At 61.8% G+C, this 17,902-nt stretch carries 15 protein-coding genes; 14 read left to right on the plus strand and 1 reads right to left on the minus strand.

Translation table 11 applies throughout. From position 1 onward, the window contains the following. Positions 1-76: 76 nt before the first annotated feature. From EIC84_RS01245 to EIC84_RS01295, 11 genes are all read left to right on the plus strand, one after another. Positions 77-724, plus strand: a complete 648-nt coding sequence (locus EIC84_RS01245; protein WP_231879627.1) for a TetR/AcrR family transcriptional regulator — start codon at positions 77-79, stop codon at positions 722-724. After that, positions 724-1,614, plus strand: a complete 891-nt coding sequence (locus tag EIC84_RS01250) for an SDR family oxidoreductase (RefSeq protein WP_003069767.1) — start codon at positions 724-726, stop codon at positions 1,612-1,614. The genes EIC84_RS01245 and EIC84_RS01250 overlap by 1 nt, the downstream gene beginning before the upstream one ends. After that, a complete protein-coding gene (locus tag EIC84_RS01255) occupies positions 1,611-3,254 on the plus strand; it encodes an acyl-CoA carboxylase subunit beta (RefSeq protein ID WP_003069769.1) in 1,644 nt (547 codons plus the stop codon). The genes EIC84_RS01250 and EIC84_RS01255 overlap by 4 nt, the downstream gene beginning before the upstream one ends. Before the next feature lie 50 nt (positions 3,255-3,304). Beyond that, positions 3,305-4,483: an acyl-CoA dehydrogenase family protein gene (locus tag EIC84_RS01260; RefSeq protein WP_003069771.1), complete on the plus strand. Its 1,179-nt coding sequence runs from the start codon at positions 3,305-3,307 to the stop codon at positions 4,481-4,483. A gap of 10 nt (positions 4,484-4,493) precedes the next feature. Continuing rightward, positions 4,494-5,327 carry an enoyl-CoA hydratase/isomerase family protein gene (locus EIC84_RS01265; RefSeq protein ID WP_003069773.1) on the plus strand — a complete coding sequence of 278 codons (834 nt, stop codon included), beginning with the start codon at positions 4,494-4,496 and terminating at the stop codon, positions 5,325-5,327. After that, entirely contained in the window at positions 5,324-7,297 is a 1,974-nt protein-coding gene (locus EIC84_RS01270; RefSeq protein WP_003069774.1) for a biotin carboxylase N-terminal domain-containing protein, read from the plus strand. The genes EIC84_RS01265 and EIC84_RS01270 overlap by 4 nt, the downstream gene beginning before the upstream one ends. Further along, positions 7,294-8,436, plus strand: a complete 1,143-nt coding sequence (locus tag EIC84_RS01275; RefSeq protein ID WP_003069776.1) for an acyl-CoA dehydrogenase family protein — start codon at positions 7,294-7,296, stop codon at positions 8,434-8,436. The genes EIC84_RS01270 and EIC84_RS01275 overlap by 4 nt, the downstream gene beginning before the upstream one ends. A gap of 102 nt (positions 8,437-8,538) precedes the next feature. After that, complete coding sequence (locus EIC84_RS01280; RefSeq protein WP_003069778.1) at positions 8,539-9,405, plus strand: 3-keto-5-aminohexanoate cleavage protein; 867 nt, start codon at positions 8,539-8,541, stop codon at positions 9,403-9,405. 18 nt (positions 9,406-9,423) lie between these two features. Continuing rightward, positions 9,424-10,965, plus strand: a complete 1,542-nt coding sequence (locus EIC84_RS01285) for a class I adenylate-forming enzyme family protein (protein WP_134737288.1) — start codon at positions 9,424-9,426, stop codon at positions 10,963-10,965. Beyond that, entirely contained in the window at positions 10,962-11,765 is an 804-nt protein-coding gene (locus EIC84_RS01290; RefSeq protein ID WP_003063298.1) for an SDR family oxidoreductase, read from the plus strand. The genes EIC84_RS01285 and EIC84_RS01290 overlap by 4 nt, the downstream gene beginning before the upstream one ends. 63 nt (positions 11,766-11,828) lie before the next feature. Further along, the gene (locus EIC84_RS01295; protein ID WP_003063297.1) at positions 11,829-13,418 is read left to right on the plus strand and encodes a class I adenylate-forming enzyme family protein; all 1,590 of its coding nucleotides are present in this window, start codon (positions 11,829-11,831) and stop codon (positions 13,416-13,418) included. Positions 13,419-13,472: 54 nt separating this feature from the next. Here the strand turns inward: EIC84_RS01295 and EIC84_RS01300 are convergent, their stop codons facing one another. After that, complete coding sequence (locus EIC84_RS01300; RefSeq protein ID WP_003063295.1) at positions 13,473-14,273, minus strand: SDR family oxidoreductase; 801 nt, start codon at positions 14,271-14,273, stop codon at positions 13,473-13,475. A gap of 310 nt (positions 14,274-14,583) precedes the next feature. Here EIC84_RS01300 and EIC84_RS01305 point away from each other — a divergent pair, with 310 nt between their 5' ends. The 3 genes from EIC84_RS01305 (at position 14,584) to EIC84_RS01315 (ending at position 17,814) form a co-directional block, all read left to right on the plus strand. Continuing rightward, a complete protein-coding gene (locus tag EIC84_RS01305; RefSeq protein WP_003063293.1) occupies positions 14,584-15,333 on the plus strand; it encodes an SDR family NAD(P)-dependent oxidoreductase in 750 nt (249 codons plus the stop codon). Positions 15,334-15,342: 9 nt separating this feature from the next. Then, a complete protein-coding gene (locus EIC84_RS01310) occupies positions 15,343-16,806 on the plus strand; it encodes an NAD(P)/FAD-dependent oxidoreductase (protein WP_003063291.1) in 1,464 nt (487 codons plus the stop codon). A gap of 66 nt (positions 16,807-16,872) precedes the next feature. After that, entirely contained in the window at positions 16,873-17,814 is a 942-nt protein-coding gene (locus tag EIC84_RS01315; RefSeq protein ID WP_003063290.1) for an alpha/beta hydrolase, read from the plus strand. Positions 17,815-17,902 lie beyond the last annotated feature (88 nt).

Here is a 17,902-nt window from a genome sequence, read left to right on the forward strand (position 1 = left end):
CCTTGCGTACAAGCCCTAGTTATTTTTACAAATCAAATGATTGGTAAAAATAGCAAAGGCCGATATGCTGCGTCTCATGCAAACAAGTCATGAAGCAGTCATAGCAAAAAAGCGCGGTCGCGGCAGGCCACCCAAATCGGCCGATGAGCGCAATGAAAGCATGCGTCGTGGCGAGCTGGTGAAGGTCGCGGCGCAGCTGTTCAGACAGCGCGGATTTCACGGCACCAGCACACGCGACATCGCCGCAGCCGCAGGCATGCAGCCAGGCTCCCTGTTTTATTTTTTCGAGAGCAAGGAGGCCATCCTGCATGCGGTCATGCGTGACGGAATGGCGCAGGCTGCAGCGAGTCAGGCCGCCGCGCTCGATGGGCTGACAGCGCGTGCCAGCGGTGTGCAGCGCCTGCGGGCCCTGGTGCGCAATCACCTGCAGATCATGGTCGGGCCCGAGAGCGACTTCATCCCCGTCATGCTTTACGAATGGCGGCTGCTCAGCGAGGAGCAGCGTGTGGATGTGGGGGCGCAAAAAGACGAATACGAGGCGCAGTGGATGCCTGCACTGCAGGCGCTGCATCACACGGGAAAGCTCAAGGCCAGTCCCGAGATTGCGCGCCTGTTGATCTTCGGTGCGTTGAACTGGACGGCTCAATGGTTTACCGAGGGCCGCGGGCTGACGCTGGATGAGTTGACCGAGCAAGCCCTGGCCTTATTCATTGGAGAGCACTGATGTACCGATCCGTATTCCGTGCCGCATTGTTTGCGGGGCAGGTGGTTGTGGTGACCGGTAGTGGCTCGGGCATCGGCCGCTGTGTTGCGCACGAGCTGGCATCCCTGGGCGCCACAGTTGCCTTGGTGGGACGCAATCAGGACAAGCTGGCTGCTGTTCAAGCCGAGTTGCAGCAGGCCGGAGTATCGGAAGATAGAGTCAGCCGGCACGGCGCGGATATACGGGATGAGGCTGCCGTCAAAGCGCTGGTGACCGAGGTTCTGGCCCGCCACGGGCGCATCGACGCCCTGGTCAATAACGCGGGTGGGCAATACATCGCCCCCCTGGCCAGCATCGGAGCCAAGGGCTGGCAGGCCGTGCTGGACACCAATCTCACAGGCGGCTTCCTCATGGCGCGCGAATGCTTTGTGCAACACATGGCAGAGCATGGGGGCTCCATCGTCAACATGGTGGCCGATATGTGGGGCTCCATGCCGGGCATGGGGCACAGCGGCGCGGCGCGAGCAGGCATGGTCAGCTTGACCGAGACGGCTGCTGCGGAATGGGCGCCCCATGGCGTGCGTGTGAATGCCATCGCACCCGGCTACATCGCCTCCAGCGGCATGGATCATTACCCACCCGAAGCGGCAGCCATGCTGCGCAAGATGCCCGCTACCGTGCCGGCGGGGCGCTTTGGCAACGAGGCCGAGGTTTCCGCCTCCATCGTGTTTTTGCTCAGTCCCGCAGCCAGTTTCATCAGCGGCACGGTGCTGCGCGTCGATGGCGCCCGTCCCCAGGTGCGCATGGGCATGGGGCCGGTGGCCGCCAGTGCCGAGGTGCAGCAACGCGGCGCAGTGCGTGCATTTGACGGCTTTTCTCTCTACCAGACTCCCAAGGTGTTTCAGTCATGAGCGTCTTTGCATCGCAATGGAATGCAGCCGGCGAGCAGGCGCAGCAGCGCCGGGCCGCCACGCTGGCGCGCATCGCCGCGCTGCGTGAGCTGGAGCAGCGCGCAGCGCAGGCATCGCAGCGCTCCAAGCCGCAGTTTGAAAAGCGCGGCCAGTTGCTGCCGCGCGAGCGCGTGGCCTTGCTGCTGGACCCGGGTGCCCCCTGGTTGCCGCTGTGCTCACTGGCAGGCTATCTGCAGGACAGGGCAGACCCTGAAAAATCCGTGCCCGGCGGCGGCATGTTGGCGGGCATCGGCTTTGTCAGCGGCGTGCGCTGCATGGTCGTGGCCAGCGACTCGGGCATCGAGGCGGGAGCCATCCAGGAAAAAGGCCTGGACAAGATGCTGCGCGTGCAGGAGATCGCGCTGCAGAACAAGCTGCCCTTTATTCATTTGGTGGAGAGTGCAGGCGCCAATCTCATGCGCTACCGCGTCGAGGGCTTTGTGATGGGCGGTGCCTTGTTTCGCAACCTGGCGCGGTTGTCGGCCGCAGGTTTGCCTGTCATCACCGTGCAGCATGGCTCGGGCACGGCTGGCGGTGCCTATATGCCGGGGTTGTCGGATGTGGTCATCATGGTGCGCGGTCGCTCGCGTGCCTTTCTGGCCGGGCCGCCCTTGCTCAAGGCGGCGACCGGTGAAATTGCGACCGAGGAAGAGCTGGGTGGTGCCGAGATGCACACCAGTGTCTCGGGGCTGGGCGAGTATCTCGCGGAGGACGACCGCCAAGCCCTGGGCATGGCACGCGCCGTGGTGTCTCAGCTGTCTCAGTGGAAAAGGCCTGAAGCGCTTGATATATCCAAACGGGAGGCTATTGGCTCAGGAATCGTCGAGCCGCTTTACCAGGCCGATGAGCTCTTGGGGCTGATGCCGGCACACCATCGCGAGCCAGTGGATATGCACGAAGTCATGGCGCGGCTGGTCGATGGTTCCGAGCTGCTGCTGTTCAAGTCCGGCTACGGTGCGGCCACGCTGTGTGCGCAGGCGCATATCGGGGGCCATGCCGTGGGCCTGATCTCCAACAACGGTCCCATCGATGTGGCTGGTGCCAACAAGGCTGCGCATTTCATCCAATGGATGTGCCAGCTCGGTCATCCCATCATCTATCTGCAGAACACCACGGGCTATATGGTGGGCAAGGACAGCGAGCAGGCCGGCATGATCAAGCACGGCAGCAAGATGATCCAGGCCGTGACCAATGCCACCGTGCCGCAGATCACCATCCAGTGCGGGGCCAGCTTCGGTGCGGGCAACTACGGAATGTGCGGCCGCGGCTATGCGCCGCGCTTTCTTTTCAGCTGGCCCGGCGCCAGGACGGCGGTGATGGGCGGCGAGCAGGCGGCCAGCACCATGCGTCAGGTCACCGAGGCCGCCATGGCACGCAAGGGGCTGCCTGTGGATGCCGAGCTGATGCGAAAGCAGTACGACCAGATCGTGGCCATGTTCGAGGCCCAGGCCGATGCGCTGGTGACCAGCGGGCTGTTGCTGGATGACGGCGTGATCGACCCGCGCGACACCCGCGAAGTGCTCTCGTTCTGCCTGCAGACCTTGTACGAAGCACAGCAGCGCACGGTGCGCCCCATGCAGTTCGGGGTCGCGCGTATGTAGTACCGCACCTTTTCCCTTTTCTTCCAAACAGGACTCGACGGAGACAAGCCATGCAATGGACCCATGAACATCTGGAAGTGCGCAAGACCCTCAAGCGCTATATCGACGAGAAGATCAATCCTCATGTCGATGAATGGGAGCGGGAGGAGATCTTCCCGGCGCACCAGGTGTTCAAGGGGTTGGGCGATCTGGGCCTGCTGGGCCTGACCAAGCCAGAAGCCTATGGCGGCTCGGGGCTGGATTACTCTTACAGCTTGATGATGGCCGAGACTCTGGGCCATATCCGCTGCGGCGGCGTGCCCATGGCCATTGGCGTGCAGACCGATATGTGCACGCCCGCACTGGCACGCTTTGGCAGCGATGCCTTGCGCGATCAGTTTCTGGCGCCCGCCATCGCGGGCGATATGGTGGGCTGCATAGGCGTGAGCGAGCCCGGTGCGGGCAGCGATGTGTCGGGTATCAAAAGCCATGCCCGCAAGGATGGCGACGACTACGTCATCAGCGGCCAGAAGATGTGGATCACCAACAGCATTCAGGCGGACTGGATGTGCATGCTGGTCAACACCGGCGATGGACCGGTGCACAAGAACAAAAGTCTCATCATGGTGCCGCTGCGGGAGGGCCCGCGCGGCAAGCTGACCAGAGGCGTGGAAGTGGCGCAGAAGCTGCGCAAGATCGGCATGAACTCCTCGGACACGGGCCTGCTGTTCTTTGACGAGGTGCGCGTGCCGCAGCGCTATCTGGTTGGGCAGGAGGGGCAGGGCTTCATCTATCAGATGCAGCAGTTTCAGGAGGAGCGGCTCTGGGCCTCGGCCAGCGGCCTGCTCGCCATGGAGGACTGCATTCAGCAGACCATCGAGTGGGCACAGCAGCGGCAGATGTTCGGCAGCACCCTGATCGATCAGCAATGGGTGCAGTTCAAGCTGGCCGAGCTGCAGACCGAAGTCGAGGCGCTGCGAGCACTGACCTATCGTGCCGCTCAGATATATATGGCGGGCCAGGATGCGCTGCAACTGGCCAGCATGGCCAAGCTCAAGTCGGGGCGGCTGACGCGTGAAGTGGCCGATACCTGTCTGCAGTTCTGGGGTGGCATGGGCTTTACCTGGGACAACCGCGTCTCGCGCCTGTACCGCGACGGGCGTCTGGGCTCGATAGGCGGCGGTGCCGACGAGGTCATGCTGGGCATCATCGGCAAGACCATGGGGCTGATCAAGCGCCAGGCGCACTGAGGAGCGGCGCATGACCCAGGTGCTTGAAATCGAACGTCTTCCCTTGGGCAGCGGCTTTGTGGAATGGTGGCGACTGAACTCGCCGCAAACCCGCAATGCACTGACTGATGAGGTGGTGCAAGCCTTGCGCGATCACGCCGCCAGAGCGCAGAAGGATTCACTGCTGCGCGTGGTGGTGCTGTTCGGCAACGGCGGGCATTTCTGCGCGGGTGGGAGCCTGGGAGGCTTTGCCAGCAGCATAGGCTCGCCGCTGCCTGCGGGCGCACAGGACCCGCTGGTTCAGGTCAACCGCGAGTTTGGTCATCTGCTGCAGCAACTGGCAGAGTTGCCCCAGTTGCTGATCGCTGCCGTGCAGGGCGCAGCCATGGGCGGCGGTGTGGGGCTGGTCTGCGTGGCCGACTGGGTGGTGGCGGATCAGCAGGCCGTCTTTGCCACACCCGAGGTGACGCTGGGCATTGTGCCCGCGCAGATCGCGCCGTTTGTGCTGCGCAGGCTGGGCGACGGTTCTGGGCGTCAATGGCTGCTGGGCGGTCAGCGCTGGTCCGCAAGCCAGGCGCAGGAGGTTGGCCTGGTGCAGACCGTGATCCAGGCCACAGACGCTGCCCATTGGCGCGAGCAGTTGCAGCATCAGCTTGAAATCTGCGTGCAGACCGCACCGCAGGCGGTGGCTGCCACCAAAAAATTGCTGGCAGCGATTGGCGGGCAAAGTCTGGATGCATCGCTGAACCAGGGCGCGCAGGTCTTTGCCAGTGCACTGCGCAGCGCTGAGGCAGGGGCGGGGCTCAAGGCCTTTTCCAGCAAGCAGCCCGCTCCCTGGACCTGCGTTGCAGGAGGCACATCATGAAGCGCATTCTGATTGCCAATCGTGGCGAGATTGCGCTGCGCATCATGGCTACGGCCAGGCGCATGGGCATAGATACCGTGGCGGTGTACTCGGATGCGGATGCAGGAAGCCTCCATGTGCAACAGTCCACACAGGCCTATGCACTGGGCGGGCTGACATCGGCACAGAGCTATCTGGACATGCACAAGCTGCTGGCGGCTGCCAAGGCAACAGGGGCTGATGCCGTGCACCCCGGCTACGGCTTTCTCAGCGAGGATGCCGGCTTTGCCCAGGCCGTCCAGGAAGCGGGCCTGATATGGATTGGCCCTCCGCCGGCGGCGATTCGCCAGCTCGGCAGCAAGGCCGCCGCCAAGCAACTGGCCAAGGCCCATGGCGTGCCCTGTCTGCCGGGCTATGAAGGCGATGACCAATGCGACGCGCGCTTTGCCGACGAAGCCGCCATGATTGGCTACCCCGTCATGGTCAAGGCCGTGGCCGGTGGGGGAGGACGCGGCATGCGGCTGGTGGAAAGTGCTCAGCAATTGCATGCCGCTCTGAACAGTGCACGTTCCGAAGCCTTGGCTGGTTTCGGCAATGGTGACTTGCTGGTGGAGCGTGCCGTCATGCATCCGCGCCATGTGGAGGTGCAGGTGTTTGCCGACGGGCATGGCCATGTGATTCATCTGGGGGAGCGCGACTGCTCGGTTCAGCGCCGCCACCAGAAGATCATCGAGGAATCCCCCAGTCCGGCCGTCAATGTCGAGCTGCGAGAGCAGATGGGCAACTGCGCCGTGGCCTTGGCCAAGGCCGCAGGCTATGTGGGTGCGGGTACGGTGGAATTCCTGGTCGAAGGCCGGCAGTTCTATCTGATGGAGATGAATACCAGGCTGCAGGTTGAGCATCCTGTGACCGAGGCCTTGACGGGCCTGGATCTGGTCGAGTGGCAGATTCGCGTGGCGCGTGGCGAAGCCTTGCCGTTGACGCAGCAGCAGGTTCGGCTCGACGGCCACGCCATCGAGGTGCGGCTGTGCGCCGAAGACGAGAACTTTCAGCCACATGCCGGCGTGGTGCGGCATTTCTCGCCCCCCGAGGCTGCCATCTTCAGCCGCGCGCCACTGCGCTTTGACCACGCATTGCACATCGGCAGCGAAGTCACGCCCTATTACGACGCCATGCTGGGCAAGCTGATCGTCCATGCGCCAACGCGGGAGCAAGCCATCGACCGGCTGATTCATGCGCTGGGCCGGCTCAGGGTGCTGGGCTTGCCGACCAACCGCGCCTTTCTGATTGAATGCCTGAACGACGAGGTGTTCAGGCGCGGTCAGGCTCTAATCTCCTATCTGGCGGGCGATGCGCCACGCTTGCAGCAGCAGCTGCGAGAAAAGGAGGCTCTGGCGCACCAGCACTGGGGAGCGCTGTGCGCCGTGGGCCAAAGGCCGGGGCCGCTGGCTTGCAGTTATGCCCAGTTGCGCAAGCTGCAGCACCGGGGCCGGACACAGGAGCTGACCCTGAGGCCCGAGACCGCACAAAGCTGGCTGCTGCAGTGGCATGGCGCCGAGCCTGCGCTGCTGCAGGTGGACGAGTTGTTGGGCGATGGCTGGCGAGCGAGATGTGAGGGCCTGACCCAAACCGTGCAGGCCGTGCAACTGCCCGCCGGGCAGGGCGGCTCGCGCTGGCATCTGCAGGCCGGCGGCGTGGACTGGTGGCTCGAAGATGTGAGCTATGCCCCGCCCGAGAATGCGGCAGCAGCGGGCCAGACTGCAGAACTGCGCGCGCCATTCAACGGCCGTGTGGTGCAACTGGGGGCGGTGGCCGGGCAGGCGCTCAAGGCCGGCGATGTGGTCGTGGTCATCGAATCCATGAAGCTGGAGCACAGTCTGAGCGTGAAGGCCGACTGTCGGGTCGAGGCCGTGCTGGTCAATGCCGGCCAGCAGGTGGCGCCGGGTCAGGTGCTGCTGAAACTGGCGCCCATGTCTGGAGGTCCTGCATGACGGATGCTGCTGAACGTGAAATGCTCTATGACCTGGTGCGTCGCTTTGCGCGCGAGCAAATCGCCCCCCATGTCACGGCCTGGGACGAGGCGGGCGAGTTCCCGCGCCAGCTCTATCGCCAGGCCGCCGAGCTGGGGCTGCTCGGCATTGGCTACCCCGAGGAGCTCGGTGGTACTGCGGCTACACACAGCCTGCGCGCAGCTCTGTGGCTGGCGCTGTGCCGCTACGGCGGCAGTGGCGGCGTGCTGGCCAGTCTGCTGTCGCACAACATCGGCCTGCCGCCCGTGGTGGCTCTGGGTAGTGATGCGCTCAAGCAGCAGGTGGTGCCCGATGTGCTCTTGGGCCGCAAGATCGCGGCGCTGGCGATTACCGAGCCAGGCGGCGGATCGGACGTAGCGGCGCTGCGTACCTGGGCCAGGCGCGATGGCCACGAGTATGTGATCGAGGGCGAGAAGACCTTCATCACTTCGGGCATGCGTGCGGACTGGATCACGGTGGCGGTGCGTACGGGCGAGGAAAGAGGTGCATCCGGCATCTCCCTGATCCTGGTGCCTGGCGGCAGCGAGGGTTTGAGACGCAGCCCGTTGCACAAGATGGGCTGGCAATGCTCGGACACGGCCCACCTGTTGTTTGATGGCGTACGCGTGCCGGCCAGCCATTTGCTCGGCGCCGAGGGCGAGGGTTTTCGCGCCATCATGCAGAACTTCAACGGCGAGCGCCTGGGCATTGCCTGTGGTGCACTGGGCTTTGCCCAGGCCTGCTATGACGAGGCGCTGGCCTGGGCCCAGCAGCGCCAGACCTTTGGCGTGACGCTCAATCAGCATCAGGTCATACGCCACAAGCTGGTGGACATGCAGCAGCGCCTGCGCAGCACCGAAGCCTGGCTCAACGCCGTCTGCGCACGTGCCGATGGTGGCGATAGCGGTGCGGATTGGGTGGGCGAGGTCTGCGTGCTCAAGAACCACGCCACCCAGACCATGCAGTTCTGCGCCGATACGGCGGTGCAGATTCTGGGTGGCATGGGCTTTATGCGCGGCACGCTGAGCGAGCGCATCTACCGCGAAGTCAAGGTGCTGACGATTGGCGGCGGCACCGAGGAAATCATGAAAGAGCTGGCCGCGCGCCAGTGGCGTATCTAGCGCGGTTGTTGCAGCGGCCTCAGCCGTTGCCGGGAAATTTGAGCGAAATCAGCCTGAAACGCTTGTGAATGAAGCGTTATCAGCTTCTATCCAAGGAGCGATATGTCCGACAAAGCCATTATTACCTGTTCCATTACCGGGGTACTGACCGATCCGAATCAGCATCATGTGCCCGTGACGCCAGAGCAACTGGCGCAGGAGGCGCGCCGAGCCTACGACGCAGGCGCATCGGTGGTTCATGTCCACTTCAGGCGCCAGGAGGAGGGCAAGGGTCATCTGCCCAGCTGGGATCCGGCAGTGGCCAGGGCCTGCGTGGATGCCATGCGTGCAGCCTGCCCCGAGCTCATCATCAATCAGACCACTGGCGTGGTCGGCCCCGACTACCAGGGACCGTTGGATTGTTTACGTGCCACGCGGCCAGAGATGGCGGCCTGCAATGCGGGCTCGCTCAACTATCTCAAGACCCGCAGCAATGGAAGCTGGGCCTGGCCGCCCATGCTGTTCGACAATCAGCCCGCCAAGGTGCAGGACTTTCTCGATGTGATGGCAGAGACCGGCACATTGCCCGAGTTCGAGTGCTTTGACGTGGGCATCGTGCGCTGCGTGGGCATGTATGTGGAAACCGGCATGTACCGAGGCCTGCCCGAATACAACTTCGTGATGGGGGTGGAGTCCGGCATGCCGGCAGACCCCGATCTGCTGCCCATACTGCTCAGGCTCAAGATCAAGGATGCGCCCTGGCAGACCACGCTGATCGGGCGCAGCGAGATCTGGCCCACCCATTTGCGCACAGCCGAGCTCGGCGGACATCTGCGCAGCGGACTGGAAGACACTTTCTATCTGCCCGACGGCAGCAAGGTCACATCCAACGCTCCGCTGATAGAGCAGCTGGCTCGCTATGCGCGTGATGTGGGCCGTGAAGTCGCCACTCCCAGGGAGGCCAGGCAGATGCTGCACCTGGCGGCCTGAATCGGGGAGAAGTCACAGATGAACGCTTGTACTCCTCCTCGGACCGTGGCGCAGGCACTGGCGCAGACCGTAGCCGACCATCCCCACAGGAATGCCTATATCGACCAGGGGCGCAGCTACAGCTGGCAGCAGGTGGATGTCATGGCCAGCGCCTGGGCTGCCCATCTGTCCTCGCTGGGCCTGAGACCCGGTGATCGCATCGGCATCATCCTGCCCAACGGTCTGCCCTGGGTGCTGAGCTATCTTACGGCGGCGAAGACGGGGCTGGTCGTGGTGGGCCTCAGCGTCCGATACCGCGATGCCGAGCTGGACTTCATGCTGCAGGACAGCCAGGTCAAGGCCGTGCTTGCGCCGCGCGAGTTTGCCGGCTTCGACTACCAGAACTATCTGGCGCAGGCCCGTCGGCGTTTTGCGGCGCTGGAGCATCTGCTGTGGGTGGATGAAGGATTCGAGCAAGCGCTGCGGTCCGGCGCGAAAGCCTTGCATGAAGGCGACGGTCCTGCACCGGATGACCTGCTGATGATCATCTACACATCCGGCACCACGGGCAGGCCCAAGGCAGCGGGGCTGACGCATCGCTCTCAATTGGGCTCAGCGCTGGCGCAGCATGCGCATGTGAAGGCTGCGGCGGAGGATATGGTGCAACTGGCCATGCCGCTCAACCATGTGGGCGGCATTACCTGCGGCGTGCTGACCATGTTGCTGGCGGGCGGTTGCTGCGAGCTGGTGCCCATGTTCAGCCCCGAATCCGTGTTGAGGATGGCGCAAAAGCATCCGCCGACCTGGCTGGTGGGCGTGCCCACCATGCTGACGCTGCTGCTCATGCATCCGCTTCTGGCCGAGGTGGATATGAGCCGGCTGCGCCTGATTGTGGTGGGCGGATCGAATGTGGAGCCGGTGTTGCTGCAGCGGCTGCAGCAGCAGTTTCCGGGCGTGAACATCATGAATCTCTACGGTCTGTCCGAGACTTCCGGGGCCATCGCGATGACACCTTGGCAGGCGGGTCAGCAAGCCCTGCTGCACAGCATAGGCAAGCCGCTGCAAGGGGCGCAGCTGCGCGTGGCCGGGGCCGATGGCGAAGAGCTGCGCAGCGGCGAGGTGGGGGAGCTGTGGTTTCGTGGTGCAGGGGTGATTCCGGCCTATGTTGGGCAGCAGCAGGACGAAGATGCTTTTGCCGGTGGCTGGCTTCATTCGGGTGATCTGGGGCTTGTCGATGAGGAGGGGCTGATCCACCTCAAGGGGCGGCAAAAAGACATGTTCATACAGGGCGGCTTCAACGTCTATCCCAGCGAGGTGGAGGGCGTGATTGCCAGTCATGCAGGCGTGCTGATGGTCGCCGGCATAGGCGTGCCGGACCCCGTGCTGGGCGAGGTGGGGCGCTACTACATCGTGATCAGACCTGATGCCAGCGTGAGCGAGGAGGAACTGCTCACGCATTGCCGTCAGCAGCTCGCTGACTACAAGCTGCCGCGCCAGCTGGTGTTTCGCACCGAGTTGCCGTTGACCCCGGCAGGAAAGATCCAGAAAGCCTTGTTGCGAACAGAGGAGTGCTTTCCATGAATGTGCAATTCGATTTTTCGGGCCGCCATGTGATGGTGTTTGGCGGCACCACAGGCATCAACCTGGGCATTGCCCAGCACTACGCGATGGCAGGAGCCCGGGTCTCGGTCGTCAGCCGCAAGCAGGCCAATGTGGACGCGGCCCTGGCGACGCTGGGGGCGCAGGCCTTTGGCGTGGTAGCCGATGTGCGCGATGAACAGGCGGTGGCAGCGGCGCTGGCGCAGGCCGTGGCTTGCCACGGGCCGCTCGACGTCCTGGTATCTGGTGCGGCAGGCAACTTTCTCGCACCTGCCCAGCAGATGTCGTCCAACGCTTTCAGGGTGGTGGTGGACATTGATCTGCTGGGCAGCTTTCATGTCGCGCGTCAGGCTCTGGCGCACTTGCGGCAGCCCGGGGCGAGCCTGATCTTCATCACCGCGCCGCAGTCCACCGTCCCCATGATGTACCAGGCCCATGTCTGCGCCGCCAAGGCGGGAGTGGACCATCTGGCGCGGGTACTGGCGCTGGAGTGGGGCGCCAAGGGCATTCGTGTGAACGCCATTTCTCCCGGCCCCATCGAGGGCACGGAAGGCATGCGCCGGCTGGCCCCGCAGGGAGCTGAAGGAGACGCTCTGGTACGCAGCATGGTGCCGCTGGGGCGCATGGGAACGACCGCGGACATTGCCCAGCTGGCCCTGTTTCTGGGCAGCGATGCGGCCAGCTATATCTCCGGCACGGTCATTGCCTGTGACGGTGGGGCGCAGGGCCAGCTTTCGCCCATGGTTGCTGCCGCCGCGATGGCCATGCCGCAGCAGGATTAGAGACACAACAAGAAAAAGCGTGGGTTATGGGTTCCGGGTTGCACACTATCAAGGAGACAAACCATGATCGAGATGAGTCTGACGAAGGAGGCACGGGGCATCCGGCGCATTGCGCTGGGTGATCTGCTCTACCGCAGTGCGCGCAAGTCTGGCAGCCGCACGGCGCTGGTCGATGGTGCTGAGCGCATCAGCTATGCCGAGCTGGATGCGCGAAGTTCACGCTTCGCGCATTATTTGCTCTCGACGCTGGGGACGGGCAAGCAGATCGGCATGCTGTGCGCCAATTCCATAGACATGGTGGTGGCCTGCAATGCCATTCACAAGGCGGGGCAGGTGTGGGTGCCCGTCAATATCAAGCTGGAGGTATCGAGCATCGACTACATCCTGCGGCATGCAGAGGTGTCGGCAGTGGTGGTCGATCAGGAGTTGCTGGCCCTGCCCGGGCTGGCCGAAATTCTGCAGCAATTGCAGGTGCCGCTCATCATCACGCGCCTGCAAACGCAGCAAATACAGCCAGGACTGCCGGGCATGTCGTTGGCACAGTCCGAGGCAGGCCAGTCCGATGCTTTGCCCGAGGTTGATATTGACGACAACCAGGCGGCCTTGCTCATGTACACCAGCGGCACCACCGGCAATCCCAAGGGCGTGGTGCATTCTCATCTGTCGGTATATGCGGCGGTCAAGGGCAATATCGAGGAGATGAAATATGGCGAGGCCGATGTGCTCAGCGGCTGGTTGCCTCTGTTTCATTGCGCCCAGCATGCGCTGGTGCAGACTGCGCTGGCGGCAGGCGCTTGCACCGTGCTCACGCGGCAGTTTGTGCCGGCGGAGGTAGGGCAACTAGTGATGAAGGAAGGTGTGACGATCTTTGTCGGACTGCCCCTGATGTATGCCGCGGTGCTGGCCGATCCGGGTTTCGCGCCCAGCACCATCCGGCAGTGCATCTATGCCATGGCGCCCATTCCCAAACCCTTGATCGCCCAGATTGCGCAGCGCATGTGCCGCAATATCTCTCTAGCCACGGGGCAGACCGAGATATATCCGGCCACCATGACTTTCCACCCCTTGCTCAACGTCGAATGCGATGCCAATTTCTGGGGGCGCTCTCTGAGCACTTGTGAGACCGCCGTTATGGATGACGATGGCAATCTGCTGGGAGCGGGTCAGGTCGGCGAGATCGTGCATCGCGGCCCCAATGTCATGCTGGGTTATTTCAAGGACCCCAAGGCGACGGCAGAGGCACAGAAGTTCGGCTGGCACCATACCGGCGACCTGGGCATGTGGGACGCACAGGGACGGATGGAGTTCATAGATCGCAAGAAGGACATGATCAAGACCGGCGGCGAGAACGTGGCCAGCGTGAAGGTTGAAGCCGTGGTGCTGGCGCATCCGGAGGTGGCGGCCGCCGCCGTGTTCGGACTGCCGCACCCCCACTGGAGCGAGGCGGTCTGTGCCTTTGTCATGCGCAAGCCGGGGGCTCAGGTGGATTCGGAGTCGATACTGGCCCATTGCCGCAATCATCTCAGCGGCTTTGAAGTGCCAAAACTGGTCCATTTTGTGGAGGCCTTCCCGTCCACGGCGACGGGCAAGGTGCAGAAAAACGTGATGCGACGCCAGTTCGAGCAGGTGGCCAGAGAGCTTTGGGGCACCTGATATCCGGGTGTGCCCCGCAAATGCTGCCAGGGCCTGCAAAAGCAGGCTCTGGTTTCACTCTGCGGTCTCCTGCGTCCAGGACAGTACTGGGTCGGCTCGCGTCTCGATGAGCTTGTTGCGGGCCTTGAGCAGCGGGTCCAACATTTCCGGCTGAGGCACGATCCAGTATTCACCACGGTCAATGGCAGCAAAGACGCGGTTGGCGAACTCCTCGGTGTCCATGCCGTTTTCGTCGAGCAAATGGGTCATCATGCCGTGAAATTTTGCCGACGCCGCGTCAGGTGCTTCTCGGAAGATGGCTGTCCTGACGGGGCCTGGTGCCAGCAGCGAGACCTTGATTTGCGGATCAATGGCCGCGAGTTCGCCAGCCAGACCTTCGGTCAGCGCGACCACTGCGAACTTGGTGGCGGAGTAGGGGGCCATCATGGCACTGGGCAGAAAACCGCCTACCGATGCTGTGTTGATGATGCGGGCAGGCCGGTTGGCCTTGAGCAGACGCGGCACAAAAGCGCGCAGGCCATTGACAATGCCGTTGACGTTGACTTGCCAGGCCTGCTGCCACTTGGCATCGCTGATCTCCCAGCTATTGCCGGTGCTGAGAACGCCTGCGTTGTTGAACAGCAGATCGACCTGACCGAAAGCTGCATAGGCTTTGTCGGCCAGTGTATCCAGCGACGCCTGGCTGGTGACATCGGTGGCCACGGCCAATGCCTGATCTCCCAGTTCCAGCGCGACTTTCTCAAGACCCACCTGGTCGCGGTCTGCAACCACGACCTTCATTCCAAGAGTGACTGCCTTTTTGGCAAGGCCTGCACCAATTCCACTGGCTGCACCGGTGATGACTGCAACTTTCATGATTTCCTCATTGGCTAAATACGAATGGATTAAAGCATTTTCGGCTTATCTATATTTCTCACGAATTCCCGCTTGACAGTTATTGAAGGTGTTTACAGTCTTTATTGATTGATTAAATGGGAAGACCTGCTTGACATATAAAAAATCCGGGCACAGTACGTCCGAATGAATTAATGGTTTCTACTAGGGACTGTAAAAACAAACTTATTTTGTAAAGAGGAAAAATCAGAGTGATTTGAATTTGAAAAGAACAAAGAATCTCAATCCTCATCGCCAATTGGTGGCGGTCAGCCAGTATTGAGGTTTGAAAATGAATCCATTCATCAGTGGTTTGGAAGGAAAAGTGGTTCTGGTTACAGGTGGTGCCTCGGGCATAGGCCTGGCCAGCGCCCAGGCCCTGGCAGCCAGCGGAGCCAAGGTGGTGTGTGCCGATCTTCAGCAAAGCCAGGATTTGCCGCAGGGCTGCGAATTTCGCAAGCTTGACGTGAGCAGCGAGAAGCTGACCAATGAGTTGGTTACTTACATGCTGGACCGCTATGGGCAGATTGATGGGCTGGTGACTTCTGCTGGCATTTCCCGCGTGGGTGATCTGGAGAGCATGCCCTTGCAGGAGTGGGAGCAGGTACTGCAGGTCAATTTGACGGGGACCATGCTCAGTGCTCGTGCTGTGGCCAGCCACATGAAACAGCGTGGTCAGGGCTCCATCGTCACCATCGCCAGCATCAACGGAATGCTGGGCAACCCGACCAATCTGGCCTATTGCACCTCCAAGGGGGCTGTGATCCAGATGGTGCGCAGTCTGGCATCGGATCTCGGTCCTTACGGGGTGCGGGTCAACAGCATCAGCCCCGGCTATATCCATACACCCATGACCACCATGCTTGATGAACTGCCTGTAGGCCGGGCTTTCGAGGCCATGCATTTGCTCAAGCGGGCGGGCAGGTCGCAAGAGGTGGGTAATGCCGTGGCATTTTTGCTTTCCGATATTTCTTCATTTATTACCGGGGTCAATCTTCCGGTAGATGGTGGATTCTCTGCAGCAAAAGTAATTAATATTTAAGGAATTCCAATGAAATATGACGTCATAGTGATTGGTTGCGGAATGTCCGGAATTCTGGCTGGTATTCATCTGAAGAATAGCGGGAAGAAATTCATTATTCTGGAAAAGGCCGGGACATTGGGGGGGACCTGGCGGGATAATACTTATCCTGGCCTGACTTGCGATGTGCCATCGCACGCCTATACCTATTCTTTCGAGCCCAACCCCGAATGGTCTCGGGTACTTCCGCCCGGAGCCGAGATTCAGCAGTATTTCGAAGGCGTGTTCAAAAAATACGGTATTGCCGATTTTTCGCAGTTCGGCACCGAAATCACGCGTGCCGAATGGACGTGCGATGCATGGACGCTGCAGGATCAGCATGGCAAGCAATACCAGGGCAAGGTGGTGGTGGCCGCCACAGGTGTGCTGCACCACCCCAACTATCCGCAGATCAAGGGCCTGGAGGAGTTCGAGGGAGACATGATTCACAGTGCGCGCTGGGATCATTCTGTACCGCTGGACGGCAAGAGGATCGCCGTCATCGGCACGGGATCAACGGGCGTGCAAATTGTCTCGGCACTGGCGTCGCGTGCCAGGGTGCGACATTTTCAGCGCACGGCCCAATGGATTTTTCCGGTCGAGAATCCAGCTTTCAGCGAAGAGCAGCGTGCCGAATTCCGCAGCAACCGCGATCTGCTGGTTTATCTGCAGCGCGAACCCACTTATGTAGCCAATGTGGAGCGCTTTACCGAGGGTGTGCTGGATCCGAATTCGGAGCAGATTCAGGAAATTCAGAAAATCTGCCAGGACAACCTGGATGGCTCTGTTGCAGACGCAGCCTTGCGTGAAAAACTGCAGCCTCATTACCGGGCTGGTTGCAAGCGCCTGATTTATTCTCCCGACTATTACAAGGCGATCCAGCACCCCGATTCCGAGTTGATCACCGAAGCTATTGCCAAGGTCGAGAAAAAGGGAGTGCGTACCAGCGACGGCGTGCTGCATGAGGTGGACATCATCGTCCTGGCCACGGGATTCAAGGCCGACCGCTATGTGCGCCCCATGAATGTGACGGGCCTGAACGGAGCCACGCTGGAGCAGGCCTGGAGCGATGTGCCCACGGCATACAAGTCCATCTCGGTGCCGGGCTTTCCCAACTTTTACTTCATGAACGGGCCGACCTCTCCCGTGGGCAACTTCTCGCTGATCGATACCTCGGAAATGCAGTGGGGCTATATCTCGCAGCTGATAGAGCGTGGTCAGCAAGCCGGTGTGGCAGGGCTTTCGGCCAGGCCCGAAGCCCTGGCTCAGTACGACCAGGAGCGCTTGCAGGCCGCCAAAGGCTCGGTCTTCGGCTCGGGCTGCAACAGCTGGTACCTGGACAGAAACGGTGTGCCCAACACATGGCCCTGGTCGCAGTCGCGCTTCCGGCAGGAGATGAGTGCGCCGGTATGGCAGGACTATATCCACCACCAGACCGAAGAGCTTGTGGCCTGAGTGCCGTCTTGCGCCCGTCCTGGCCTGTCCTGGTCGGGCGCGCTCCATCAACTTCAAGGAGTCCCAATGCAGATACACCCAGAAATGGCTGCTGTGCTGGAGCAGTTCAAGGATGCTCCGCCCATGGATTTTGTGGCCACTCCGGTGCCCGAAATCCGCAAGCTCATGGACCACATGGCCTTTCCGCCTGCCGACCTGCCCATGCATGAGGTGCGCGAGATCGACATTCCCGGTGGCGATGGCCAGCCGCTCAAGCTGCGCCTGTACCGTCCCGGCACCGCGCAGGCAGCGCCGGTCATGGTCTATTTTCACGGCGGTGGCTGGTGCATAGGCACGCTGGAAACGCATGACAATCTGTGCCGCCACCTGGCGCGTATAACCGGCATGAATATTGTGTCGGTCGATTACCGGCTGGCTCCCGAGCATGTCTTTCCTGCCGCGCTGGACGACGCCTATGCCGCCACGCGCTGGGTGGCACTGCATGCGGCCGAGCTGCATTGCGATGCGCGGCAGCTGATGGTGGCGGGCGACAGCGCGGGGGGCAATCTGGCCGTCGCCACCTGCCTGCGCGCAAAAGAAGACGGCTGGAGAGGCATATCCCAGCAACTGCTGTTCTATCCGGTCTGCGATGCGCATATGGATGCGCCATCGCATGCGCTTTATGGGCAGATGCCGTTTCTCACCACCGAAGCCATGGCCGCGATGTGGCATCACTATCACCCTGCCAGGCCTGCACATCCACTGGCCTCCATCATGCAGTACCCCGATCTCGCTGGTTTGCCGGCAGCGGTGCTGGTGACGGCGGAGCTGGACATATTGCGCGACGAAGGAGAGGCCTTTGGCCTGCGCCTGCAGCAGGCCGGCGTACCCGTTTCCAGCCTTCGTGCGCAAGGCATGTTGCATGGGTTTGCCAACTTCAGCACCCTGGTGCCGGCAGTGGCAAAGTTGCTGCAGGAGGCTTGTACAAAGCTGTCTTTTGGCAAGATATCGGCTGTTGGACAAGCCTGATACATGCAACTGTTCATGTATACAGTTATGTGTGGTGGATGCCTCAGTTTTATCCCCGCATCATGTGGACGCTCTTGTGGAAAACTAT

This window comes from Comamonas sp. A23, assembly GCF_004522605.1.
Classification (GTDB): domain Bacteria; phylum Pseudomonadota; class Gammaproteobacteria; order Burkholderiales; family Burkholderiaceae_C; genus Comamonas; species Comamonas thiooxydans.